This is a genomic window from Paenibacillus sp. GXUN7292, from assembly GCF_050864975.1.
GTDB lineage: Bacteria > Bacillota > Bacilli > Paenibacillales > Paenibacillaceae > Pristimantibacillus.
Genome location: NZ_JBOZWO010000010.1, coordinates 105,299 through 131,301, shown reverse-complemented (window position 1 = coordinate 131,301; position 26,003 = coordinate 105,299). Strand labels below are relative to the sequence as shown.

22 protein-coding genes are annotated in these 26,003 nt (G+C 45.5%); 6 read left to right on the top strand and 16 right to left on the bottom strand.

From position 1 onward, the window contains the following. Positions 1 to 143: 143 nt before the first annotated feature. The 7 genes from ACRRU2_RS11125 to ACRRU2_RS11095 form a co-directional block, all read right to left on the bottom strand. Positions 144 to 1,775: an extracellular solute-binding protein gene (locus tag ACRRU2_RS11125; RefSeq protein WP_331697167.1), complete on the bottom strand. Its 1,632-nt coding sequence runs from the start codon at positions 1,773 to 1,775 to the stop codon at positions 144 to 146. 1,000 nt (positions 1,776 to 2,775) lie between these two features. Next, a complete protein-coding gene (locus ACRRU2_RS11120; RefSeq protein ID WP_432501565.1) occupies positions 2,776 to 3,966 on the bottom strand; it encodes a M20 metallopeptidase family protein in 1,191 nt (396 codons plus the stop codon). 1 nt (position 3,967) lies between these two features. Beyond that, positions 3,968 to 4,852, bottom strand: coding sequence for an L-serine ammonia-lyase, iron-sulfur-dependent, subunit alpha (gene sdaAA, locus ACRRU2_RS11115; protein WP_432501563.1), 885 nt, complete (start codon positions 4,850 to 4,852; stop codon positions 3,968 to 3,970). Next, positions 4,849 to 5,532, bottom strand: a complete 684-nt coding sequence (gene sdaAB, locus ACRRU2_RS11110; protein WP_432501560.1) for an L-serine ammonia-lyase, iron-sulfur-dependent subunit beta — start codon at positions 5,530 to 5,532, stop codon at positions 4,849 to 4,851. The genes sdaAA and sdaAB overlap by 4 nt, the downstream gene beginning before the upstream one ends. Before the next feature lie 19 nt (positions 5,533 to 5,551). Continuing rightward, positions 5,552 to 6,616 carry a dihydrodipicolinate synthase family protein gene (locus ACRRU2_RS11105; protein WP_432501557.1) on the bottom strand — a complete coding sequence of 355 codons (1,065 nt, stop codon included), beginning with the start codon at positions 6,614 to 6,616 and terminating at the stop codon, positions 5,552 to 5,554. Continuing rightward, a complete protein-coding gene (locus tag ACRRU2_RS11100) occupies positions 6,616 to 7,632 on the bottom strand; it encodes an NAD-dependent epimerase/dehydratase family protein (protein WP_432501555.1) in 1,017 nt (338 codons plus the stop codon). Before ACRRU2_RS11100 ends, ACRRU2_RS11105 begins: the two co-directional genes overlap by 1 nt. Before the next feature lie 203 nt (positions 7,633 to 7,835). Beyond that, on the bottom strand, positions 7,836 to 9,140 hold the full coding sequence (locus ACRRU2_RS11095) for a hypothetical protein (RefSeq protein ID WP_331697173.1): 1,305 nt from the start codon (positions 9,138 to 9,140) through the stop codon (positions 7,836 to 7,838). 271 nt (positions 9,141 to 9,411) lie between these two features. Here ACRRU2_RS11095 and ACRRU2_RS11090 point away from each other — a divergent pair, with 271 nt between their 5' ends. Next, entirely contained in the window at positions 9,412 to 10,797 is a 1,386-nt protein-coding gene (locus ACRRU2_RS11090) for a Glu/Leu/Phe/Val family dehydrogenase (protein WP_331697174.1), read from the top strand. Positions 10,798 to 11,598: 801 nt separating this feature from the next. Here the strand turns inward: ACRRU2_RS11090 and ACRRU2_RS11085 are convergent. After that, complete coding sequence (locus ACRRU2_RS11085) at positions 11,599 to 12,561, bottom strand: aldolase catalytic domain-containing protein (protein WP_331697175.1); 963 nt, start codon at positions 12,559 to 12,561, stop codon at positions 11,599 to 11,601. 315 nt (positions 12,562 to 12,876) lie between these two features. On the opposite strand from ACRRU2_RS11085, the gene ACRRU2_RS11080 reads away from it, so the two are divergent. Then, positions 12,877 to 13,656 (top strand): alpha/beta fold hydrolase, encoded by a 780-nt coding sequence (locus ACRRU2_RS11080; RefSeq protein WP_331697176.1) that lies wholly within the window; start codon positions 12,877 to 12,879, stop codon positions 13,654 to 13,656. Positions 13,657 to 13,667: 11 nt separating this feature from the next. Here the strand turns inward: ACRRU2_RS11080 and ACRRU2_RS11075 are convergent, their stop codons facing one another. Genes ACRRU2_RS11075 through ACRRU2_RS11065 form a run of 3 tightly spaced genes read right to left on the bottom strand, consistent with a single transcriptional unit; the run spans position 13,668 to position 16,254 of the window. Continuing rightward, positions 13,668 to 14,450: an ABC transporter permease gene (locus ACRRU2_RS11075; RefSeq protein WP_331697177.1), complete on the bottom strand. Its 783-nt coding sequence runs from the start codon at positions 14,448 to 14,450 to the stop codon at positions 13,668 to 13,670. 5 nt (positions 14,451 to 14,455) lie between these two features. Beyond that, positions 14,456 to 15,259: an ABC transporter permease gene (locus tag ACRRU2_RS11070; RefSeq protein WP_331697178.1), complete on the bottom strand. Its 804-nt coding sequence runs from the start codon at positions 15,257 to 15,259 to the stop codon at positions 14,456 to 14,458. Beyond that, the gene (locus tag ACRRU2_RS11065; protein WP_432501551.1) at positions 15,256 to 16,254 is read right to left on the bottom strand and encodes an ABC transporter ATP-binding protein; all 999 of its coding nucleotides are present in this window, start codon (positions 16,252 to 16,254) and stop codon (positions 15,256 to 15,258) included. The genes ACRRU2_RS11070 and ACRRU2_RS11065 overlap by 4 nt, the downstream gene beginning before the upstream one ends. A gap of 72 nt (positions 16,255 to 16,326) precedes the next feature. On the opposite strand from ACRRU2_RS11065, the gene ACRRU2_RS11060 reads away from it, so the two are divergent. Continuing rightward, positions 16,327 to 17,130 (top strand): DUF817 domain-containing protein, encoded by an 804-nt coding sequence (locus ACRRU2_RS11060; protein WP_331697180.1) that lies wholly within the window; start codon positions 16,327 to 16,329, stop codon positions 17,128 to 17,130. A gap of 438 nt (positions 17,131 to 17,568) precedes the next feature. Here ACRRU2_RS11060 and kduD read toward each other — a convergent pair whose 3' ends face one another. The 3 genes from kduD to kduI are packed head-to-tail and all read right to left on the bottom strand — an operon-like array spanning position 17,569 to position 19,992. Further along, entirely contained in the window at positions 17,569 to 18,324 is a 756-nt protein-coding gene (gene kduD / locus ACRRU2_RS11055; protein ID WP_331697181.1) for a 2-dehydro-3-deoxy-D-gluconate 5-dehydrogenase KduD, read from the bottom strand. Between the two features lie 4 nt (positions 18,325 to 18,328). After that, a complete protein-coding gene (locus ACRRU2_RS11050; RefSeq protein WP_331697182.1) occupies positions 18,329 to 19,123 on the bottom strand; it encodes a DeoR/GlpR family DNA-binding transcription regulator in 795 nt (264 codons plus the stop codon). 38 nt (positions 19,124 to 19,161) lie between these two features. Continuing rightward, entirely contained in the window at positions 19,162 to 19,992 is an 831-nt protein-coding gene (gene kduI, locus ACRRU2_RS11045; protein WP_331697183.1) for a 5-dehydro-4-deoxy-D-glucuronate isomerase, read from the bottom strand. A gap of 362 nt (positions 19,993 to 20,354) precedes the next feature. Between kduI and ACRRU2_RS11040 the strand changes: the two genes are divergently transcribed. Further along, the gene (locus ACRRU2_RS11040; RefSeq protein ID WP_331697184.1) at positions 20,355 to 20,591 is read left to right on the top strand and encodes an aspartyl-phosphate phosphatase Spo0E family protein; all 237 of its coding nucleotides are present in this window, start codon (positions 20,355 to 20,357) and stop codon (positions 20,589 to 20,591) included. A gap of 244 nt (positions 20,592 to 20,835) precedes the next feature. After that, positions 20,836 to 22,032 (top strand): aspartate aminotransferase family protein, encoded by a 1,197-nt coding sequence (locus tag ACRRU2_RS11035; RefSeq protein ID WP_432501547.1) that lies wholly within the window; start codon positions 20,836 to 20,838, stop codon positions 22,030 to 22,032. 156 nt (positions 22,033 to 22,188) lie between these two features. Here ACRRU2_RS11035 and uxaC read toward each other — a convergent pair whose 3' ends face one another. Both uxaC and ACRRU2_RS11025 read right to left on the bottom strand, forming a co-directional pair. After that, on the bottom strand, positions 22,189 to 23,595 hold the full coding sequence (uxaC, locus tag ACRRU2_RS11030; RefSeq protein ID WP_331697186.1) for a glucuronate isomerase: 1,407 nt from the start codon (positions 23,593 to 23,595) through the stop codon (positions 22,189 to 22,191). Positions 23,596 to 23,617: 22 nt separating this feature from the next. Then, positions 23,618 to 24,910, bottom strand: a complete 1,293-nt coding sequence (locus tag ACRRU2_RS11025) for a Gfo/Idh/MocA family protein (protein WP_331697187.1) — start codon at positions 24,908 to 24,910, stop codon at positions 23,618 to 23,620. Positions 24,911 to 25,057: 147 nt separating this feature from the next. Here ACRRU2_RS11025 and ACRRU2_RS11020 point away from each other — a divergent pair, with 147 nt between their 5' ends. Beyond that, on the top strand, positions 25,058 to 25,909 hold the full coding sequence (locus tag ACRRU2_RS11020; RefSeq protein WP_432501542.1) for a helix-turn-helix domain-containing protein: 852 nt from the start codon (positions 25,058 to 25,060) through the stop codon (positions 25,907 to 25,909). The last annotated feature ends 94 nt before the right edge of the window (positions 25,910 to 26,003 follow it).

Below are 26,003 nucleotides of genomic sequence, written 5' to 3'. Positions count from 1 at the left end.
CTTACCTCTACTGTAAATTCACTGTTGAGTTGCGGCAAGTCTCTTCCCTCCTGAAAGTATAAGGAATGGCACTCGGAAATGGTTCGTCTCCAAGTGCCAATCATTATGCTATGATTTGTACTTTAAGAGAAATAATGAAGCGCTTAGTTAGCAGCGTCATAACGCTTTTGAGCATTGTTGTAAATTTCTACAATTTTGTTAGCGCCAAGCTTTTCAGCGTTTTTAATCCACTCATTCCACTCTTTTTCACCGAATGATTTTTTAAGCACATAGTTCGCATTGAATGCATTCGACTCTTTTTCAATTGTAGACTGCAATTCAGCAATTGCACTCAGCTCATCCTCGCTGAAGTTCAGTACAGGATCAAGCACTTCAAATTTGTTGCCTGCAAGCATTTTGTCTTGTGCTTCCTGCTCTTTTTCAGTGAAGTTGTAGTAAACGCTTCGTCTGTCTGGAGCAAGATACATGCCTTCAAGCCATAGGCCGTAACGGTCCTCAAGCACTTTAATGTCTACAAGAGGCACATCTGTAAGCTCAGGGTAAACCGGTTTGCCGTTTGCATCGAAATTAAATGTTTCGCCTTCAACACCTAGCGTTACCAACGCAGCGCCTGATGGGCTTGTTAGGTAATCAAGCAATTTAAGCGCTACTTCTTTATTAGCATTGTTGGCTACAGTAATGCCCCACTCTGCATCAACCTTAGGAAGCGTACGGATATTGCCTGTAGGTCCAATTGGGTTAGCATAACGCAGGTTGTAATCAGGATTTTCGGAGCTGATCTGGTTGTAGAACAGATCCAAGCGGCCGATCCAATCCCAAGTTACAAATGATTTGCCGGAAGTCATTTTGGAAGTCCAGGAATCTGGTGTGTCTGTAATAAATTCAGGGTCAAGCAAGCCTTCGTCATACAGCTTTTTCATAAAATCAAGCATATCTTTATGTTCAGGCGTAGTTGCTGCGAATTTCCACTCTTTGGAGGACTCATCATAGTAGACTGGGTAAGCTGTACCGCCAATTCCCCATCCGTAAGCCAAGTCTCTGAAAATATATTCCTTTGTTTTAGAAGCCATTGGGTAAGAGTCTGGATACAGCTCTTTCAGCTGCTTCAACACTTGATAAAACTCTTCTGTGTTTGTCCACTCCTTGATGTTGTGCTTATCTAGAATATCTTTACGGAACATCAAGCCGTGGTTTACGTCACGGTTCATATTGTAGATCGGCCAAGTGTAGATATTGCCCTTTTCATCGCCGTAGGATTTGATTACCCAAGGGTTCTCATCTACGTACAGGCGCTTGAAGTTAGGCAGCTGATCCAAGTAATCATTGATCGCAACTACAGCATTTTGTTGTCCGATTTTGTTAAGCTCAGCACGCTTAAGACCGTGGAAAATGTCTGGAAGCTTGCCGGAAGCTACTGTCATTCTTAATTTATCTTGGTAAGTAGCAGATGAATACGCTTGAATGTCTAGTTTAATACCTGTGCGTTTTTCGATTTCTTTTACAATCATTTTGTCATTTACAGGGTTGTCGCTTACAAGCATCCATGTAAGAGTAGTAGGCTTGTCAACGATTGGAAGCTTGATACCGCCTGTGTCACCATACTGGTCGCTGTTATCTGTCTCTTCGACCTTATCGGATGGCTGGGCTGAAGGTGATGCTGGAGGTGTGGAGCTTGCTTTGCCTCCCTCTCCTTCATTGTTTTTCCCGCCGCATGCCGCCAGCATTGTAACCGCTAGCACAAGTACGAGCAAGACGCTGATGATCTTTCTTGACATGTCATTTCCTCCCTATTTGTATTCAATTATTTCGTCAGCCGGCCGTTCAGATCGGCTAATTCGAATTGTAGATTCCGCATCCAAAAACGTAAAGATAGCGTTTTCACAGGCTATTCTTTTTCGCCTCAAAAAGGGATGACATTCCGTGAAAAACCAGCAGTATCAAGGGTTTAAAGCGTGTGGAATTTGCTAAACTAGTAGAAAACCATAATTATTATTTATTATTTTTCAGCTAATTACAGCTTACCTTGAAATAACAGCTCTGTCCTTGCAATATATGGATGATGCTGCTTTTTATATCGCATGCTCCATGCATCGTTTCGATTCTTAGAAGCAGCTTCTGCATCCATCATATTTCGGAAAGATAATCCTCGCAAACGTAAATTTTTTACAGTTGCGCAAAATTGAATCGAGCTGGTCACACGTTCCGCTATTCGGTAATAATTGAGACTTCTTCTGCGATTTATGGATCATTAACGGAACGACTGTCATTTTGCTGCCTCAAAACTGCGATTTTGGATGTAATAACGGAACGACTGACCAGCTGGTGAGTAATGTTTGACTCTAACGGTTGCTACAAAGGCTATTCTCGCTAAAATCGCATATTATATTTTCTAACGGTTACTATCGAGCTTAAATCCCCAATAAACTACTTATTTCTTCAGAAAAGGACGCAATAACCCTCAAGGCAACCGTTACAAGTTTAAATGAGCTAATTTCATCGAAATAGCGCAAGTGGCAACCGTTAGAAGCTAGACCTCTGGACTCCCATTATGCGAGGCACTTCTGCGAAATCGTTAGATATTGGGGCGTATCGGATTTCTGCTCATTAGTATTTTTCTGCGAACTGTTAGTTTTCAAAATGAGCTCATAATTAGCTGAGACTCGCACAGAAATCAAAAAAAGGATGCGCAATAGCATCCTTAGTATCCTTTTCTTATATAACATTCGTACTTCGGTGGTTAAACATTTCATTGAACCAACAGCGGCAACGCCAGTTCTATAGCTTATAGCCGCCAAGCTCGGCCAGCCGCTGCAGCGCAATTGCTGCGAGTAAAGCAGTTCCGTGCGCCAAGCAATCCTCATTCAAGTTATACTTCGGGTGATGAAGCCCGAATGCTTGATCAGCATTCTCGGCTGGACCGGCGCCGAGCCAGAAGAAACAGCCGGGAACCGATTGCAAATAAACTGAAAAATCTTCCCCCGCCAGCGTCGGTGCTGCTTCAACACGATTATTACGCCCAATAACTTCGTCGATGACAGTCTCCATATGCTCTAGCGGCTGCTCGTGATTAACCAGGACAGGTGTTTGCGAAATATATTTCAAATTTGCTTCGCAGCGATAGCTTGCTGCAATTTGCTTTACAATTCTTTCAATACGTTTATGCATCCCCGCCTGCACAGCTGGATCAAATGTTCTAATTGTGCCTGTCATCTCTGCATAATGAGGAATAACATTGTTGGCAATACCCGATTGTATACTGCCGATTGTAACGACAACTGGCTGAAACGGTGATATTTCTCTGCTTACAATCGTTTGGAGTCCCATAACGATAGCAGAGGCGGCTACTACGGGATCAATGCTTTGATCAGGTATAGCGCCATGTCCTCCCTTGCCCTCCAGTTTTATCTCGATCCGATCGACAGATCCCATTAAAGAACCGCTTCTTGTAGCAGCCATCCCAGCAGGCAGTGTCGGCAAATTGTGCAGTCCATAAATTTCGCTAACACCGTCAAGCGCTCCTGCAGCGATTAATGATTTGGCGCCTGCATTAATTTCTTCCGCCGCTTGAAACAGCAAGCGTATCGTACCTTTAAACGATTGCTTGGCAATAATCTTTGCTGCGCCCATGAGCATGGCAGTATGCCCATCATGGCCGCAAGCATGCATAACTCCTTTATTTTTTGAAGCAAAAGGAACCGCTGTCTCTTCTTCGATCGGCAGCGCGTCCATATCAGCGCGCAGCGCAATAACCGGACCAGCTTCCTCGCCTTTAAATTCAGCAATAAAACCGAACCCATCAGGATCGGTTTTAATGATTGCGCCGATTTGTTCGAGCTCTTGCTTTACTTTACGGGATGTTTCACTTTCCTGCAGGCTTAGCTCTGGAAACAAGTGCAGCTCGCGGCGAAATGCTACGAGCTCCTCCTGCATGGCCACCGCTTGCTGCTTTATAACGTCAAAAGACATACTATTGTATCTCCTTTCCATAAAGCCGCTTCATAATGGTTTTACCCGTTGGCGTCGCCGCCAATCCGCCTTTTGCCGTTTCTCTATATTTTTCTGGCATGGCGTTGCCTACATCACGCATCACATCAATGACCTCGTCAGAAGGGATCACGCTGCGTACGCCTGCCATCGCCATGTCCGAAGCTGTCATCGCGGTTACTGCTCCGAAGCCGTTTCGTACGATACATGGAATTTCCACGAGCCCGCCAACAGGATCACAAATTAATCCCAGCGAATTTTTAAGCGCCAGCCCAACAGCATGTATCGCCTGATTGACCGTACCGCCACGCAGCTCTGTTAATGCTCCCGCAGCCATAGCGATCGCTGAGCCAACTTCAGCCTGACAGCCTCCCTCGGCACCGGAAACGAAGGATTGATTGGCAATAACAAATCCGATCGCACCTGCGCTGAACAGTCCGGTTACCATATGCTCATCTGACCAGCCATAGCGCTGCTGCGCGCTTACAAAAACACCTGGGATAATGCCGCAGGAGCCAGCAGTAGGCGTTGCAATCACTCTTCCCATTGAAGCGTTCACTTCAGATACCGCCAGCGCATAAGCAAGTGCAGTGCTGGCTTCTTCACCAAGCGCTGTATTGCCGCTTGTTTTAAGCTCATGAACCCGCTTCGCATCTCCTCCGACAAGCCCGCTGCGGGAAGTTGTGTCTTCATTGATGCCTTTATGGACAGCTTCCTTCATCACTTCGTAATAATTGGCCATTTGCTTTATAATATCAGCCTTTTCCTTGCCCGATTCTGCTGCCTGTTCCATTATCATTAATTGGCCCATAGTCAGACTTTCTTCGGCACAAAGCTGCTCAAGCTGCCTTAAACTGGAAAATCTCATTCGATCCCCTCTTTTGCTGTCAGATCAATTAAGCGCACTTGCTGCACATTCGAAATAGACGCGATATCCTCTCTAATTGTTTGCGGTAATTGCCCATCGCATTCAATCACAGTTAATACAGCGCCGCTGCGAGATTTTCGGTCTACTTCCATAAATCCTATATTTGCTTTAGCTTCTTTCAGCTTGCTCGTTACGTCCGAAATGATGCCAGAGCGATCCTGATGAAAAATAATTAAGGTTGGATAGGCTGCAGTAAATTTAATATCGAAGTCATCGATTCCGATGACTTCGATATTTCCTCCGCCGATAGAGCAGCCTGTCATTTTAATGCTTTTGCCTTGCCGATATGCTGTAATGGAAGCTGTATTAGGATGAACCCCAGGCTTCACCGCTGTACTAAATGAGACTTCCATGCCAATTTCCTCGCTAATATCGAGCGATCTGCGCACACGGGGGTCGTCGGTATCAAAGTCTAGCAAGCCTGCAACTAATGCAAGATCAGTGCCATGCCCTTTATACGTATCAGCAAATGAGCCGTAAAGAACGATGTCTGCACGCTCCGGCAGCTCGCCCAGCAATTGCCTGGCGGTTCTTCCAAGCCTGACTGCGCCTGCAGTATGGGAGCTTGAAGGTCCAACCATGCTGGGACCGATAATGGAGAATACATCCTTGAACCTCATGTCCTAGCCTCCCAAATAATTAATCCTCAAGCCATTGCTGAAGATGTGCAGCCACAAATGAATCATCGTTCAAATGCGGGTAATCGCGGTAGACACGATCAATTTCTTCAGATTGTCCAGGCGACAGCTGCTCATGAGGATTCAAGCACCAAGTTCCCTTGAGCAAGCCTTGTCTGCGCAATACTTCATGTATGCCCGGAATACAGCCGCTGAATGCATGTGCCGGATCAAAGAAAGCAGCGTTGCAATCGGTTACCTCTATATTAGTCGTAAGCCATTTCGTTTCAATAGAGCCAAGCTGGCGGGCTTTTTTAATTTGCTCAAGCATTTCAACCGCCTTATTCGTCCACACTGCCCAATGGCCAAGCAGGCCGCCTACGATTCTTTTTTCGACAGCTGCTCCGTCTACCTGGAAGCGGTAGGTTGTGAACAGGTCTGCAACGATATTGTCGTCATTACCCGTGTAAAGCGCAATTTGATCTCTGCGGCTGGAGTTGCATACAGCGCGTACAACATCGATCGTTTGGTAACGGTTGAACGGCGCCATTTTGATCGCAACAACATTCTCAATATCGGCGAATCTACGCCAGAAATCATAAGTGAAAATACGTCCACCGACAGATGGCTGCAAATAGAAGCCAATAACCGGAATTTGCGCAGCTACTTGCTTCGTGCGTTCAAGAATAGCTTCCTCCGTCCAATCCGTTAGACCGCCCATGCTTAACAGGGCCGCATCATAGCCATGCTTAAGCGCAATCTTCACTTCATTAAGAGCCTGCTCTGTAGGGCCGCAAATGCCGGCTACCATAATAAACGGATGATCCAGCTTAGCCTTGGCGCGCTCCTCAGCAGCCATTCTAAGCACCGTCTCGAACAGATCATGCTCTTTGTCTCTAATTTCAAATTGTGTGGAATGCACGCCCACTGCGATTCCACCTGCGCCAGAAGCAAGATAATAGCGGCTCAGCGCTCTTTGATAGCGTTCATCCAGCTTGCGGTTTTCATCCAAGGCGAGCGGATGCGCCGGAATGACGATTCCGTCGTGCAGCGCTGCCAGCATTTCTGCAGAAAGTGTTGCTTGCATTAGAATTTCCCCTTTCTTTCTTGGAAGCCTGTCGGTTTATCCCAAGTTGCACCGTCGTTCTCAACCCACTCAGTAATCCAATCGATCATTTGCAGCAAGGATACTTCCGGATAGCCAAATATTTGATGAGACTTGGAAGCATTATTTAGCAATGCCAGCTCTGATTCCGTTCCTTCAAAAATCGCTTCCTTGCCCATACGCTTCGCAAACTGCTGTGCCGCCCAGCGGATCGACAATGTTTCCGGGCCTGTAATATTCATTAGCTCCGGCGGATTCGAGCAATGCGCCAGACAGCGCAGCGCCATGGAATTCGCATCTCCCTGCCAAATTACGTTGGCATGCCCCATCGCCAAATTAATAGGACGTCCTTCATGTACAGCTTTTGCAACCTCAAGCAATACGCCGTAACGCATATCGATCGCATAGTTCAAACGGTAAAATAGCATTGGCGTTTCGTTTTTGCGGCCATGATATTCAAAAATTCTTTCGCGTCCAAGCGTCGACTGCGCATATTCACCAATCGGTTCAGGAGCTACAGATTCGTTCGCGCCGCCGCTGCCATAATTCATAAACGGATAAATATTGCCGGATGAAAAAACGACGATACGCGAGTTTTTAAATTTTTCCGCAACGCGGCCTGGCAAATACGTATTCATCGCCCAAGTAAAATGCTCGCGGCCAGTCGTGCCGAATTTATTGCCTGCCATATATATAATATTCGCTACCTCTGGCAGCGCATTCAATTCTTCATCGTTAAGCAAATCGCAAGTAATAGTTTCTACTCCAGCTGCTTCTAATTCATTTCTAGCTTCCTGGCTGGAAAAGCGTGAAACACCGATAACTCTTTTGTTCAAGCCGCCTTCACGTATAGCGTTAACAGCTAATCTTGCAAGGCTAGGACCCATCTTGCCGCCTACACCCAAAATCATAATATCGCCTTCAACATCGGCCAAATCTTTAATAAGCGCTTCCGATGGCGTCGCCAGCTTCGCTTCTAGTTCTTCAACTGTTCTCATTTTCTATTTTCTCCTCCTTCAGCTTTCTTTCATTTCTATCATAACGATAGGACATATATAAAGACAAATCTTTAAATCGTCTTTAAATGGACGGAAAAAACTTCAACTTTTTTACAAGAAAGAACAGTTTGCTCTATTCGGGCAAACCTGCTGATTTATGCCAGGCGAGACAAACTATTTGCTAGTAGAGCAAGACGATTTTATTATTCGAGAAAAGAAAATCTGAATACTTGACGCGGTCTTCCGCGCGGCACCTTCTCCATCCCGGATATATCTACCAGTCCATTGTCAATCCAAAGCTGCAATAAGCGATGACTGCTTCTCACCGTAATATTGAGCAATGCTGCAAGCTCATGAACTTTATATTCATACTTGCCGAATCGTGCCATATTAGCAAGCAGCTTGCTTAAATAAGCATTCGTCATTCCCGCTTCCTCGGCACGTTTAATAAGCTCCGCATCCGTCGGAGCAAGTACAGTTTGAACGGGATCTGCCATCTCCAGCGGACCGATCCATGTTAAATCCTCACGCACGATAAAGCATGCGTTGCCCCCGGCGTCCTTGGATTTGCGCAGCGCAGATCTCGCATTAGTGCCTGCCTCATTCGCGGAAGTGCCAAAGCCGACTCCAAAGCTAAGCGATAAGCCGTGCGCCTGGCTCGCTTCCTTGGCAAGGGGAATGTTTTTGTAGCCGCCTGTTTCGCGTTCAAAAATGCCGCGGGTTGTAAAAAACAAATACTCATCTCCGCCGAGCGTCGTCAAATATCCATCCAGCGATTCAACATAATCAAGCACCATGCGATGAATTTCCAGCTTCAGCTTCTGCACCTCATGCTCATTGCTGCGCTTCATCACAAGCTTGCCGAATTCATCCACGTTAATCATGCCGACAACGATTTGCGATTCCTTGCTGCGTCTTGATTCTGTCGACAAAAGCGCGCGCTCGAGCGCTACTGTCATGTCCTGCTCCGAAGGAATAAGCCACTGGCTGGCTACACCGGCTTCTGCAAGCTGGCGGACAACCTTCTCATCGCCGGAAATAGCGATCGTGCAAGCGCCTTTTTGCGCATGCTCGTAATGAAACTGAAACAGATGCTCGTGCGAATCATGCGCGGGGCCTTTATACACATAGACAGGCAATTGCTCCAAGCCCAGCTCCTTTAAAGCGCTCATCACCATAGATTTGGTCAATGTATCAACCGATATGCCGCCGGAGAGCTTGTTTGCCTGCAGGGCGTTGAACAATGTTCTGTACAATCCGGCACCCGTCAGCGGAACATAATGAACGGGAATCGCCAGCTGCAGCTTCTCTTTCACCTTTCGATGCGATTGCGCGCCAAATAGCAGCAGCACCTCCACCTCATCCTTCATTCGCTCTGCAATGACGAGCAGCTCTTCATCATTTTTGGCGTAGGCAGAAACAGGCGCAAATGTCGGAAATGCGATTATCGTCTTTAGCAGCTTATCGACGGCGTGCCTGGCGCCAATAATTCCTATTTTTATTTGCATGACAGCTCTCCCTCTTTCTAATATTCAGCTACAGTGTACTAAAGGATGAGCAAAAGAACAATAATGGATAAGGATAAACGGCTCCGCCGTCCTTTGGGACAGGCGCGTTTACCGATAAAATATAAGAACAGATATAAGGTTTCAAAAACGTATACTTTCTTATATTTTAATAAACTATGTTATACTTACTATAAGCTTTACTAATAGCTAGCTGCTTTTCTTACCACTTTTGCAAAAATCAATACTTAACAACAAGGGGGATTTTTCGCTTATGGCAAGTCAAACAGATGAAATCGTTCAGCAATCGCTTCAGGCTCTTATGGGAGACGCATCCTTTCTCCCCAACATGACGGGACACCACCGGGAACAGGCTTTTCAGTCCCTCGCAGCAATACTGTCTACGCCAAATAAAGTACATAAAGCGTTTTTGCGCATTCCGCTTGAAAATGGCGATTTGAAGCGTATTCCGGCCTATCGCATTCAACATAACGATACACTCGGCCCCTACAAGGGCGGCGTACGTTTTCACGAGTCGGTCAATGAGCAGGAAGTTACGAATCTGGCAGCGCTTATGACACTAAAAAACGCATTGCATGAAGTTCCTTTTGGCGGCGGTAAAGGCGGCATTATTATTAATCCTCGTCATTACACCGAGAAAGAGCTTAACTTAATTTGCAAAAAATATGTGCAATACTTTAACGACATACTCGGTCCTGATAAAGACATTCCCGCTCCTGATATGGGCAGCGGCGAGCGCGAGATGGACTGGATGATGTCCGAATATAAAAGCATTAATCCAGGCAAGCCCTATCTCGGCAGCTTTACTGGTAAAAGCATCATAAGCGGAGGTTCGCTCGGAAGAAGAGAGGCAACAGGCAAAGGCGTGTATTTTACTTTCCGCTATATGCTGCATGATTTTCTGAAGGATCAGCGTGATACACTTACGGCCTCGTCCGGTTCTTTTGCTTCCTCCCTGCTGCAGCTTGCCGATCGTCCGCGCCCTCTTACGATGGCCGTACAGGGCTTCGGCAATGTTGGCGCCGCTGCTGCGATGGAAGCTTACCGTTGTCCTTATATCAATGGCAAGGTAGTAGCAGTAAGCGACCGCAATGTGACATTGTACAGCGCAGAAGGGTTGCCGATTCCAACTCTGCTTGAGTATTCCTCGCGTCATATGGGTGATTTGCCGACTACGGCCGAGGAGCTGCAGGAGCTTGGTGTTTCAGCAGAAATACTTGATCGGGAAGCTGTGCTTTATTTGGATGTAGACGTATTGTTTTTGGCTGCACTACAGGATCAGCTGCACAAGGACAACGTCGATAAAGTCCAGGCTCGCTTAATCGTTGAAGGCGCGAACGCCCCGGTTACGGGTGAGGCGGATGAGGCGCTGGCGAGCAAAGGCACCATTATCATTCCGGATATTTTAGCCAATGCCGGCGGCGTTATCGTATCCTATTTCGAATGGCTGCAAGGCAGGGAGACGCAGTTTTATAGCGAAGAGGAAGTTTACAAGCTGCTATATGCCAAAATGCAAAAAACGATGAACAGCATACTGCCAGCTTTCTTCGCCAGCCAGTTGGCACTGCGCCAAAACTGCTTCAAGCATGCCGTCATGAAGCTGTCCACAGCGTTATATCGCCAAGGGAAGCTGTTCTAATTTACTGGCTACGTTCGCATCAGACCTAGACCAAAGACCGTTTGCAGCGGTCTGATGATGTCAGAAAAGCCCCGTTTCCGGGGCTTTATTTATAGCAGCCTGAAAAAAATCGCCTATCTCGCCTGTTTCTACAGGTGAAATAGGCGAGATAGGCGATTTTTTTCTGCGGATAGAATCTTGTGCACCTGCGTAATGTACATGATTATTCATATACATTTAGCCGTTTGGACCTGGTGATGGTCGATTCTGTATGGTTTTTCATGTACAATTGTGTTTTTCGGGGCTTTTCTGTGTAATGTATATGAATTTTCATATACATTGTGACGTTTGGAGCTGGCACGGCCGATTCTGTATGAAATTTCATATACAATTGTGTTTTTCGGGGCTTTTCTGTGTAATGTATATGAAATTTCATATACATTGTGCTGTTTGGAGCTGGCGGCGGCCGATTCTGTATGGTTTTTCATGTACAATTGTGTTTTTCGAGGGTTTTCTGTGTAATGTATATGAAATTTCATATACAATTGTTTTTTTGAGGCTTTTCATATACATTGCATTGTGTTGTTTCAACGTGACGCCGACTGGATCTGTAAGAAAAACTACAGTTGGCGCAATGCACAAAATGCACTTAGCTACCACAATTGGCGCACAAAGACGGACACTTCCGCATCTCGGTTCCAAACTTGTTTAATCGATTTGTCTTAAATCAGCATTAAAGCGCACAGAACATGTCTGTGCGCTCTAAATGCCACGGTAGCTTCGGCAGCAATTTAATTACGTGTCTTTGATTGCATACTTTCTTTACTTGCGAACTACTACCTCTGGCGTAGTCAAGCGATCGTAAAATTCAACCGCTTTATCCTTGTCAGGCGAGTTGCGCAGCGCCATAGCAGAGCGCGGATGCTCGTCCAAAATACCAGTAATCATGTAAGGAATAATATAGCCCCACTCTTCTTTTTCACGAAGAGGAATCATAAATTTCTCGATCATATCCAGCACTGGACGTACATTGTACTTCGTATTTTTCAGCTCGGCTACTAGCAGCTCCGTATTGCAGTTGCCGGCAGCACGGCCCATGCCGTATACGGAAGCATCAAGCAGCTCTACTCCTTCTTCAGCAGCAATTAGCGTGTTCGCAAAGGCCAGCTGCATATTGTTATGAGCATGAACGCCTAAACGCTTATTAGGCAAATGCTCTTTAAATTTTCTAACAAGATAAGTCATGTCGCTTGGCTTCAAGCTGCCGTACGAGTCTACTACATAAACAACATCAACTACGCTATCAGCAATTTGCTGGAAAGCTTCTACTAGCTGGTTTTCCATAACGTTAGATAATGCCATTATGTTAAGCGTCGTCTCATAACCGCGATCATGGAACACCTGCACAAGCTCAAGCGCTTTATCAACATCTTGTATGTAGCAAGCTACACGAATAAGATCGATCATGCTTTCGCTGCGCGGCAAAATATCGCTCTCATCTACACGGCCGATATCTACAAGTGCAGACAGCTTCGTATTGCCTTTGTTAGGAATGACTTTTTTCAAAAAATCATCATTTAGAAAACGCCAAGGGCCTGCATCTTCCGCACCCTTCAAAAGCTTCGGCGAGTTTTTATAGCCAATCTCCATATAATCTACGCCAGCTTCATTCAGGCTATTGTACAAATGCTGAACAAACTCAACACTGAAGTCCCAATTATTGACGAGTCCGCCGTCACGAATTGTACAATCGACAATTTTACAATGATTAGTTTTCGATGACATGTAACTTAACTCCTTCGATCTGAACAAAAGTCCATTATTAAAGCCGTAAACGCTTGTAATCCATCATACTTGAAATAATGGCGGAACGCAAAGCAAAAAAAGTTAAACACTGGATGATAAAATATAGGAGATAAAAAGTAAGAAAAACATATCCTTTCCTATATTTCAAGGATAAACGGCTTCGCCGTCCTTGGGCAAGCGCGTTTACCGGTCAATTATAAGAAGAGGAATAAGGTAGTAACGTATACTTTCTTTTATTTTGAAACAGCTTCTTTAAGCTTGTTTATAGTACAATTACGGTAGGAGGTTGATACTTTGACTTTATTTTATGAGCAATTTGGCAATCCCGCCGATCCAATGTTCGTGTTTTTGCATGGTGGAGGCGTGAGCGGCTATATGTGGGAGGAACAGGTCAAGCACTTCAGCAAATCGTTTCACTGTATCGTTCCAGACTTGCCCGCACAAGGCAAAAGCCAGTCCGCAGAGCCGTTTTCTATAGCCGGAAGCGCGGCTGTCATTAATCGCTTGATCAAGCAGCTGGCTGGCGGAAAAACAGTCATTGTTACCGGTTTTTCGCTCGGTGCCCAGGTTTTAGTCGAAATGCTGGCGCAAGAGCCAAATCTTATCCACTATGCCATTATTAACAGCGCGCTCGTAAAGCCAATGCCTTCCGCCAAACTTTGGCTTAAGCCGATGCTTGCGTTAAGCTTGCCGCTTACTCGCAGCAAATTTTTTGCCAAGCTTCAAGCTAAAGAGCTGTACATACCATCTCATCAATTCGAGCTGTATTATCAAGAAAGCAAGCACACTCAGCTGAATAATCTGCTTAGCGTTATGCAGGAAAATATGAGCTTCAGCATTCCGAATGGATTTGAGAAGTCAACCGCAAAAATTCTTGTAACCGTAGGCATGCTCGAAAAAAAGATGATGCGGCAATCAGCCGAGGCGCTCGTTAAAAGCGGCAATGACTGCACTGGCATCATCTTTCCAAATATCGGCCACGGCATATCGCTAGCCAATCCGCAGCTATTCAACAGCACCATCGACCAATGGCTTGACCATAAGCCGCTTTCTCCTGAGCTTTTAGCTATTTGAGCACCGGCATGTTATGATCCTGTGGAACGGTAATGCTTGACGCCAAAGCGCCATATAAGCAAGCACGGAATTAAAAACAGCAGGCCTGCAAAAGGCAGCAGCAAAGCAAGCAGCTCGCTGCCTTCCTGCTTATCCAGTAAATACATAAGCGGCAAGTAGCTAACAGCGCCAAATGGGATGATAAAGGTAAACCATTTTGTCACCCACTTCTCATAAATATTTAGCGGATACTGCGCCATCTCTCGCCCCCCGTCGGTAAACACGTTAGCTACCTCCAGTCCCTGAATCGTCCAGAAGCAAAACGTTGCCATAATGATAAAAATACCCGCAAAAATAAATACGCCATTTACTACCATGCTGATGAGCGTTGCTATTTTAATAACACTCCAAGCAATGGGCAAGCCGCTCAGCGCCCATATCAATACAACTATGCTTTGCAGCAGGCGGCCAAATCTAGTGAATTCAAACTTCGAGCCCAGCACCTGTACAACCGTACCGCGCGGCCGTACAAGCAGCCGATCGAAGCCGCCGCCCGCAACGAGGCTGGAAAAGGCGTCGAAGCCGCGGCAGAAGCATTCTCCCAGCGAAAAAGCCAAATGAATAACCGCAAAGCATAATGCCACCTCATAGAAGCTCCAGCCCTGCAGCTGTCCAAAACGCTCAAATAGAAAATACATGCCGGCAAAAACAGTAAACGGAATAAAAAACTGGCCGATGCAAAGCAGCAAGAATGAGGTCCGATATTGCAGCTGCGATTTAAAATGAATGGCCAAATATTTAAAATATAAGTTCATTGCAGCTATCCTCCTTGTATAACGATTTGCTTAAGTGCTTTTTTCATGAGCATATAGCCAGCTGTTACAAGCAGGAGCAGCCAAACCAGCTGAATAGCTATGCCAAGCCACGCTTCCAGAACAGGGATATGCCCGGAGTACACGCGAAACGGGAAATCGGTTGTCCAGCGAAACGGTAAAAAATACGTTATTTCCCTCAGCCAGGCTGGCATAAGCGGAACCGGTATGACCAGACCCGCAAAAAATTCGCCGCCTACGGCAAACAGCAAAATCGAGCCGACCGGATTCAAGGTCCAAAATACAGAAATATAAATCAGCATCGAAATCGCTACAATGAGCAATAGCCCAGTAAACAACGCAATGATAAATACGAGCAGCTGCAAGGCTGAGGGCGGAAGAGTCATCCTGTAATGCGCCGGCAATACAAATACGATAAGCATAATGGGAATGCATCGGAGCAGTGCGCTCGCTATTCTTTGGGCAAGCAGCTTCATATACCATAATGGGTACAGATGTGCCGGACGGCAAAGCTCATATGCGATATTGCCGCTTGTAATTAGCTCGAACAACGCAGGATCACGGAACCAAAGCATGACAAATGACAAAAAAATCTGCTGCAGCCATATATAATTTACGAGCTCATTCCAGCTCATTGGCTGAGCTGCTGATGTACTGCTATAAAAGGCCGAAAAAATCATAATAAATATAAAGCCGAAAAATAGCTGTGTCGATAGCCCGGCGAGCGCAGCTGTGCGATATTGCAAACCATTTAAAAAGGTTAATCTCCAAACCGCCATATATTTATTCATATTTTATGTTCCTCATACAGCTTAATAATTAACTCATCGATCTGCTTGGCTTCAACGGCGACATCAACGACTTCAACCTTATCGGACAGCTGATTAATAAGCTGGGCCAGCGTTGCCTTCTCTGCGTTAAAGGCGTACATCGCGCGTTCCCTCGACCACATCAGCCGGCTAGCACCATTAAGATCAACCGGCTCCAAACTATCCGGCACTCTGTTGATAAAATCAACGGTTACTACTCGCTCTGAGCCATAAGTATGACGCAGCCGCTCTAATGTCCCATCGTAAAGCAGCGTTCCTTTGCCGATCATTATAATACGATGAGCCAGCGCTTCAATATCGCTCATATCATGAGTCGTTAGAATGACGGTAACACCAGTCTCCTCATTGAGCTGTTTAATAAATGACCTGACGGCTAGCTTGCTGACAGCGTCAAGGCCGATCGTAGGTTCATCGAGAAATAAAATCCGCGGACTATGAAGCAAGGATGCCGCAATTTCGCAGCGCATCCGCTGCCCAAGGCTTAGCTGGCGGACTGGCGTATGAAGCAGCTCCGCAAGCCCCAAACGCTCTGTAAGCATCGTTAAATTACTGCGGTACATCGAGTGCGGAATACGATATATATCGCGCAGCAGCTCGAAGGAATCAATAACCGGAACATCCCACCACAGCTGCGATCTCTGGCCAAAGACTGCCCCGATTTGCCCCACGTACTGCACCCTTTCCTGCCATGGTGTACAGCCCAAAATACTGCAGCTTCCACTGTCTGGAACCAATATGCCGCTCATCACTTTTATAGTCGTAGATTTTCCTGCCCCGTTAGGGCCGATATAACCGACAATTTCTCCTTCCTGCACCGTAAACGAAATATTTTTAAGCGCCTCTACTATTTTGTACTGCCGATGAAACAGCGCCTTGACTGCTTCCTTCATCCCTGCGGACCGCTGTGCGACTTTAAAACTTTTTGTAATTCCTTCCAGACGAATGACATTACTCATAAACTGCTCTCCTATCTCGTATTATGTGATACACTACTTTCATAACTTCTAAGGAATGGAGCATATTATTTTATGGCTGTTTCCAAGCAATTTCAGTTTGGCACTGCTTTCACGCAGCTGCTTCATTTTGGCTACCACCAAGCGATGAGCTGTATTTTTCCAGTCGCTATATTCGGCACCTTGGCAGTCTCCAAATGGATTGACCTGCCCTTTATCGCTCGCTATGATCTTATACTGCTCGTCCTGCTGGCTGTCCAGCTGCTCATGGTTATCAGCGGACTTGAAACGGTGGATGAGCTAAAGGTCATTTGCGTGTTTCATATCATCGGCCTTATGCTGGAACTGTACAAGGTGCATATGGGCTCCTGGGCTTATCCGGAACCGGCGCTAACCAAGCTGTATGGTGTCCCTTTGTATAGCGGCTTTATGTACGCTAGCGTTGCCAGCTTTATGTGCCAAGTATGGCGCAGATTAAAAATGGACATGACGGGCTGGCCGGGCTTAGTGATTGCCGGCTCACTGGGCGCTGCGATTTACTTCAATTTTTTTACGCATCATTTTATAGCGGATTTTCGTTGGTGGCTGACAGCGCTCGTATTTATCGTTTTTTGGAAAACAAAAATATACTATACGGTTAGACATAGAACTTACACTATGCCGCTTACGCTAGCTTTTTTACTGGTTGGATTTTTCATTTGGCTGGCTGAAAATATTGCAACCTTTCTAGGTGCCTGGCAATATCCCGATCAGCAGGTCGTTTGGAAAATTGTTGGATTTGGTAAATTAAGCTCGTGGTTTCTGCTTGTTATCATTAGCGTAATCATCGTTGCCCAGCTTAAAGTAGTGAAAGCAAGTCGAAACAAGCAGCAGCCATAGGAAAGGACAACGCGTGCTGTAATACATGCAATTGTGTTGCGGTGAGGGCGAATGGAAACGCTGCATGTCCTTGCCTGAGGACGCATTCGTTTCTCGGTGAAATATAAGAGGCAAATCTAAGCTGTAATCTTATTATTCTTATATTTTGGGTAAGTCGTAACGGACTTCAAATATTACCATAGTTGGTGCATGCTGTGCAATAGTTATTTTTAAATTGGGCAACGACAAAAAGGAGTGATGGGGAGGAATGTCGTCCTCCAAGTCCATTGGCAGATAAAGTTGATCCAGGGTATATTGAATATATAAAGAAACCGTTCCTTACGTAAATGGTGGGTCACACTTCCATTTTACCAAGAAACGGTTTCTTTTTTTCACTAAATGAAGAAGGGCCGTCCTAAGTCATTTATGACTTTTGGGACAGCCCCGTCTTCTATCCTTTTATCTTACAAGCCAGCCGCCATCAACAGCTAGAATATGGCCATTCATATAATCGGATGCCGCCGAAGCAAGGAACACGGCAGGACCGACCAAATCCTCAGAGGTTCCCCATCTGCCTGCAGGAATACGCTCGAGAATTGATTTGCTGCGAACAGGATCATTGCGCAGCGCTTCGGTGTTATCCGTGCTCATGTAGCCAGGTGCGATCGCGTTGATCTGAACGCCTTTGGAGGCCCACTCATTGGCAAGCGCCTTTGTAAGACCAGCTACGGCATGTTTGCTTGATGTATAGCCAGGAACCGTAATGCCGCCCTGGAAGGAGAGCATGGAAGCTACGTTAATAATTTTGCCAGAGCCTTGCTCAATCATGTGCTGGCCTGCCAGCTGGCAAAGCACGAATACAGAATTCAGATTAACATCAAGTACATCCTGCCAGTCCTCATAGCTATGCTTGTCCGCAGGCGTACGGCGAATGATCCCTGCATTGTTTACCAAAATATCAAGCTTGCCCAGCTCAGCAACTGTGCGTTCGATAATAACTGGAAGCTTGCTGCGGTCAGCTACATCTGTTTGTATCGTTATCGCTTTACGTCCAAGCTTAGTAATTTCGGATGCAGTCTGATCAGCAGGCGTGCTGTTGGTTACAAGCGCCACATCGGCTCCCGCCTTGGCTAGGCCAATCGCTATAGCTGCGCCAAGTCCGCGTCCTGCACCGGTTACAATGGCTGTTTTGCCAGTTAAATCAAATAAACTCATCGTTTCACGACCTTCCTTTATGTCGCCTTCCGTTTGCCTGCAGCGGAGCCAGCATCAGCTTTACTCCACTCGCTTCATATTTCGCTGCAACTTCAGGTTCGATATCTTCATCCGTTATAATCGTATCGATAGCAGCAAGCTCAGCATACGTAATAAGCGCGCCTTTATCGAATTTGCTATGATCAGCCAGGCAGTATACCTGCTTGGCGTTTTGAATATAAAGCTGTTTCAATTTCATTAATTTCTCAGTAAAAATGGTCAAGCCATATTCAAGATGTATGCCTGTTGTAGACAAAAACACCTTATGCACATTCAGCTTGGATATCCATTCCAAAGATTCCTCGCCAATAAGCAAATTATTTTGCCTGTAGCCGCCCGGCACAACAAGCCTTACCTGGTCCTTCATAGCCAGCTCGCGAATAATAAGCAAATCATTCGTCAGCACCGTTATTGGCGCATTGGGCAACAGCTTTGCCAGTTCAAGTGTCGAGCTTCCAGCATCAAGTGCAATAATGTCGTTGTCCGCAATGCAGGACAAAGCCAGAGCAGCTATAGCAGACTTCTCCTGGCTTTTTCGACTATTCGGAAATTGCAGAGGGAGAATGCTGTCTTCTCCCCCTTGATCTAGTACAGCACCGCCATGGGTCCGCTTGAGCAAGCCTTTCTCCTCAAGCTTTTCCAAATCTTCACGAATTGTTTTTTCCGTAACTTGAAACTGGTTGCTGAGCTCGGATACTTTGACTGCACCGTGCCTTTCAAGCTTCTCTATAATTTTTCGGTGACGTTCTGCAGCAAGCATCTTGCTCCTCCTCAAACCAGGCTTCTTTTATACATATATTACTTCAATTCGCTTGCTTGTACTACATCCATATCCGTAAATGTATAATTTTCCCCAGCCATGGACCAGCAGAACGTATAGTTGCTAGTGCCTACACCAGAGTGAATGGACCATGGAGGCGAAATAATCGCTTGCTCATTCGCTACAACCAAATGTCTTGTTTGTGAAGGCTCGCCCATCATATGGAATACGCGAGTATCTTCTTTCATGTCAAAGTACAAATAAGCTTCCATACGGCGGTCGTGAACATGGGAAGGCATTGTGTTCCAAACGCTTCCAGTTTGCAGGCTTGTAACGCCAAGCATCAGCTGGCAGCTTTGAATTCCGTCTGCATGAATATATTTGTACAAAATGCGCTCATTGGAAGTTTCTTGGGAACCCAGATGAGTCGGGTTAGCTTCTTCCATCGTCATTTTACGAGTTTCGATTTCTTTATGCGCAAGAGCGGAACAGAAGTAAAGCTTCGCTGGATTGGATTTGTCCTTGCTTGCAAGGGTAACCTGACGCTTGCCTTTACCTACATAAAGAACTTCAAGACGATCCAAATCATACGCTTCGCCCTCTACAGTAATAGTAGCTGGACCGCCGATGTTCAAAAATCCGATTTCACGGCGCTCAAGGAAGTATTCTGTTCTTAGTGCATCGCCTGCATCAAGCTCGATCGCTTTATTGACAGGAAGTGCTCCGCCTACAACCATACGGTCATAGTGCGTGTAAGTCATTTTCAATTGGTCCTCTACAAATACGCTTTCGATCAAAAATTCACTGCGCAGGCGCTCAGTATCATAAAGCTTTACATCAGTTGGGTTAGTAGTATGACGAATTTCCATGGATAAAATCCTCCTTAAAATGTATGAGAGCTGTTCGCTTGGAATGCTGCTCCACGTTTGTTATTGTTCGTAAAATACCATAACATACATTTTCGAACTTTAAAAGTACCTTTCGAACTTTTAGCTGAACATTAACCAAATTGTAAATATTTACATGCGTTTAACTTACTCCGAATTATTTACTTACCTAAATTAATAGTGATACTATTTAAGTTGCGTGTAATCGACTCTCATCATAGATTGCTATCTTTTTTTCATAATTTTTTACAAATTTTCAAACAACACTTTCCACATATCGCCAAAATTCTCTATTTGTTGTAAACTAGAGTGGACAGGATTTATGGTCAATAGGAGGTAACGTTATGAAACAATGCGCCTGCAAAGAAATGATAGAAAAGTTGAGAGAAATAATGGAGCTTACTTACGACGAGTACGAATCATTTACTAATCCGCATGTTCTGGCAGCCAGTCAGGAGCTTGACGATGCGCTCGTCAACTATAGAAAATGCCCTAACTTTGATTACTGCAACTCTCCTCATAAACCAATCGCACAAGAAAATTTCACGCCTTATATAACCATTAAACGAATTGCTGTATAATGCGGCCTAATGAATAACTTCTTCCTAATATCAGCTATTACTCCACAACGATCATAATCAGCACATATATTATGGTGAATTTAAATAACTTTCCTATACTCCTCTTACGCTGCAATCGCTGCATGAGAGGATTTTTATTTGTGCCCATTGAATTTTTATTAGTTTTATTGTATATTTATACAATTCCTTGAATAAATATATTTAGTGTTCCTATACGATAAAATGATGATTTGAAGGTGATCTAATGAATGAGTTGCAAAAAAAGTCCAATCTGCTCTATATAACAGAGCGCCCTTCTGTTACGATGCAAAAAGGAAAAGGCATGTATATTTGGGATACAAACGATAAGCGCTATCTCGATTTTTCAGGGGGCTGGGCCGTCAACAGCCTTGGCCATAGTCCGGACGCTGTGTCGCATGCGCTCATCTCGCAAGCGGATATGCTGATTCATGCAAGTCCAGCCTTTTACACCGAACCGCTGCTCAGCTATGCTGCCGCGCTTACTAAAGCAAGTGGAATGGATAAAGTTTTTTTCGCTTCCAGCGGCGCAGAGGCGAACGAAAGTGCCATAAAGCTGGCGCGCAAGCATGGCGCTGTTCATTTGAACGGGGCAAGCGACATTATTACGCTTACCAACAGCTTCCATGGCAGGACGCTGGCAACGATGTCTGCTACAGGCAAAGCGCACTGGCAGCAGCTTTTTGCACCCAAGGTAGATGGTTTCAAGCATGTAGAGGCCAATAATCTTGACGCATGCTTTGCGGCAGTCAATAACGAAACCTGCGCTATCATGGTAGAGCTTGTTCAAGGCGAAGGCGGTGTTCATGTGTTAAGTGAAGCCTTTGTATATGGACTGCGTAAAATATGTGATGCGTACGGCATTTTGCTTATATTCGATGAAATTCAAACGGGTATGGGGAGAACAGGAAAACTGTTTGCTCACAAGCACTACGAGATTAAGCCTGATATTATAACATTAGGAAAAGGAATAGGAGCAGGCTTTCCGCTGTCGGCTATGCTTACAATGAGCAAATACGATCTTTTTGAAGCTGGCGAGCAAGGCGGCACCTATTGCGGCTCTCCGCTCGCCTGCGCAGTAGGCGAAGCCGTTCTTAACGAGCTGCTTGAGAACAATTGGGCTCACAACGCTGCGGTTCAAGGCCAATATTTGCAGCAAGCCCTCGGCGAGCTGGCCACGCGCTATCCAATTTCTTCTGTACGTGGAAAAGGTCTGCTGCTCGCCTTTGATGTACCGCATGGCGATGCTGGCAAGCTCGTCTCCAGCTGCATGGAAAACGGCCTTATTATTAATTCGCCCAACCCTGCAACGATACGTCTCTCGCCTCCGTTAATCGTAAACCGAGAGCATATTGACGAAATGCTGCTCGTGCTTGAGCTCGCTTTCGGCAAGCTGTACACGATGGCTGCTCAACAAGGATAAGCGGCTCCGCCGTCCTTTGGACAGGCGCGTTTACCGCTGAAATATAAGAACAGATATAAGGCTACAAAAACTTATACTTTCTTAATAAAAAACAACGCTTGCCAGCATGCTCCTGCATGCGGCAAAGCGTTGTTTAACTTACAAAGCCGTTTATCCTTAGAAATCAAAATATTGTTTGGCGTTGCGATACGAAATGTTTTGAACCATCTCCCCGAGCAGCTCTATATCATATGGGGCTTCGCCATTTTCCACCCATTCCCCCAGCAAATTGCACAATATACGGCGGAAATATTCATGTCTCGTATAAGAGAGGAAGCTGCGCGAATCCGTCAGCATGCCGACGAAGCGGCTAAGCAAGCCGATATTGGCAAGCGAATTCATCTGCTCAATCATGCCAAGCTTTGTGTCATTGAACCACCACGCTGAGCCCAACTGCATCTTACCGGCTACGCCGCCGCCTTGAAAGCTGCCAATTAATGAAGCTAGCACGTCGTTATCTTTAGCATTTAATGAATACACAATCGTCTTGGCAAGAGCGCTATCCTGCTCTAGCTTATCAAGCAAGCGCGCCAGCGGATAAGAGAGCGCATTGTCATGGATCGAATCAAAGCCGGTATCTGGACCAAGCGCTGCAAGCATTCTCGTATTGTTGCTTCTGGAAGCATTGATATGAAGCTGCATAACCCAGCCCAGCTCGGCATATAAGCGGCCCATAAACAGGAACGTGTACGTTTTGTACTTTTTCTCTTCCTCCAGCGTTACCTTATTCCCCTGAAGCGCTTTGGCAAATATTGCAGCTGCCTCTTCCTTTGTCGTATCGGCATAAGCAACATAGTCGAGAGCATGATCAGATACTTTACAGCCTACCTCATGGAAAAAGCGGATACGTGCCTCAAGCGCACCTAGCAGCTCATCGTAGCTGCTAATCTCTTGGCTAGAGACAGCAGATAGCTTACCCACCCATTCACGGAATATCGGCGCATTAATTTCTAGCGCTTTGTCCGGCCGGAAGGAAGGCAGCACCAATACGTCAAAATCATCAAGCTTTTTTATAGCCATATGATATTCTAATGAATCTATCGGATCATCCGTCGTGCATATCACTTCCACACCGGACATTTTAATCAAATCGCGGGCTTTGAAATTTCCTGTAGCAAGCTTTGCGTTAACCTGCTCCCATATCGCAGGCGCATTCTTTTCATTAATAAGCTCGTATATGCCAAAAAAACGCTGCAGCTCCAGATGAGACCAATGATAAAGCGGATTGCCGAGTGTTTGAGGAACAGTCTTGGCCCAGGCAAGAAAGCGATCATAATCGGTAACGCCTTCTCCGCCTGTTACAAACCTTTCTTCTGCGCCGTTAGCGCGCATAGCTCGCCATTTGTAGTGATCGCCATACAGCCATGCCTCCGTAAGATTTGAAAAGCTGGCATTCTCATATATTTGCTGCGGGCTTAAATGGCAGTGATAATCAATAATAGGCATATCTTTTGCGTATTGATGATAAAGCTGCACTGCAACATCATTTGACAATAAAAAATTTTCATCCATAAACGGCTTCATAACATAATCCTCCTTGCGTTTTTTAGTTGTAAAATTTCACAAGGTCATCGATGCGCACTTCTCTGCCCGTCTGAATAGAGCGGTTGGCGGCAATGCCAGTCAATATAGAGCGGGCGCCGTCCACGTGATTTGCAGCGCGATTGAAGCGGTCCTCTGCCGGCTTGCCGAACAAATCATTGAGCAGCACAGGATCCCCTCCGCCATGTCCGCCTACGCCTTCCTCCACCTCTACTTCGTAAGGCGCTGCAAACATTGGGTACACTGTCATTGTTTTGCTTGTTAATGCTCCCTCAAGAGCCTTGTCGCCTCCCGAATTAACATAGGATTTTTCTATGATATTCATTTCGAGACGCCCTTTCGTGCCGTTAAATGCGATGCGATAGCCTTCCCATGGCAAATAAGCGTTCAAGGAATAAGTGAGTATCGCTTTATTTTTATATTTTACAAGAACACCCATCGTATCCTCAATATTAATGCCGTCGCCGAACACACTTTGGTCGCGGCGATAGCCGTCTTCATGCTCCGCATCATAATACATGGCTTTCAAATGCTCATTTTTATCCAAATGAAGCGCAAATGGATCCGTCTCGGCAATCGGGTTGCCTGTTGCCCGGTCATAAAATGCCGTAACTCCCCGCTCCTCTGCATTTTCTCTGCCATAAAATAATAAGTCTCCATAAGCAAAAACCGATTCCGGCTGCGAACCGATCCAAAAATTGACCAGATCAAAATGATGCGTAGATTTATGAACGAGCAAGCCGCCGCTATTGCGTTTGTTACGATGCCATCTGCGGAAATAATCAGCTCCATGCTCCGTATTCAATAGCCATTCAAAATGTACGGAAGTAACCTTGCCGATCGTCCCCTTCTCAATCAGCTCCCTTGCTTTCGTATGATGCGGCGCATAGCGGTAATTAAAGGTTACACGCACATTGCGCCCCGTACGCTCAACGGCATCCAATATATCCTGGCATTTCTCGTCATCGACCGTCATTGGCTTCTCGGTAATGACATCGCAGCCCAGCTCCATCGCACGAATGATGTACGTATGATGTGTTCTATCCATGCTGGTTACAATAACTGCATCCGGCTTTTCAACTTCAATCATGCGATCGAATTCATCTGATTTATAAGTATTTACAATATGATAATTATATTTTTGCTGTAAGATTTGATTAGCATAATCCATTCTTGTCTGGTTTATATCACAAAATGCTAACAGTTCAGAAGTTTCTTGAAATTCAGTTGCTATAGCTCCATAAAAAAATTCGGCGCGTCCGCCGCTGCCAACTAAAACATAACGTTTTTTAGCCATTACTCTTCCCCCTTGTTCATTTAACCATTATTTCTTAATCCACTTCATCATACCGCATACAAATGATATAATTCTTGTCATATCATGCTATCTTTTCCGAAAACCCCGCTTTTCTTGTCATTCACTTCAAAAGAAGGGAACAATAATATGCATACTGCAATTCAATATGTCAGATATGGCAGCCCTTATGAGCTTTTTGTAGAAAATGCGAAGCGTTCCGGCCCGTTTACAATGACCGACGAGCATTATCATCGCTACTATGAAATCTATTATTTGCATGCGGGCAATCGGCTTTACTTTATTCACGATCAAACCTATCCAGTCGAACAAGGTGATCTTGTATTTATAAACAAGCAGGTTCTGCACAAGACGCTTCAAGCTACGTCAGCTGCGCATGAAAGAACTATTATCCACTTCAACGAAGCGATTAGCGGTTCGCTATCGCAGCCGCTGCAGGAGCTTATGCTGCGACCTTTTAACCGCCATGGCTTTGTGCTTCGCCTGCCCTACCAGCAGCAGCTTGCAATCGATCAGCTTATTCGCAAAATGATTCATGAAATCGGGCAAAGGGAGCCCGGCTTTGAGCTCATCGCCAAGCTGGCTGTACAGGAGCTGCTCGTTACGACAGCGCGTAATTTGCAAGATTCACTGCTCGTGCCTGCGCAATCGGAAACGGCTATTCATGGCAAAATATTTGAGATCGTACGTCATATTAATCACCATTTTTCCGAACCTCTGCGTTTGAATGATCTGGCACAGCAATATTTTATAAGTCCCCACTATTTGAGCCGGATGTTCAAGGCCGTGACCGGCTTTGCTTTTTCAGACTATATCGTATTAACCAGAATTAAAGAAGCACAGCGGCTTTTGCAGGAAACGGCTAAAAGTATATCTGATATTGCCATCCAGACCGGGTTTGACAACTTTTCACACTTCGGCAAAAGCTTCAAGCGCGTAACACAGCTATCTCCCAGAGAGTATCGCAAGAAAATGTCGTAATATTGTATAATAATAGTCGTCATATTGCAGTTAAAATGAGTAAAGAACTATGATACATTGTATGTGATGTCATTATATTATAGTTCAACTGACA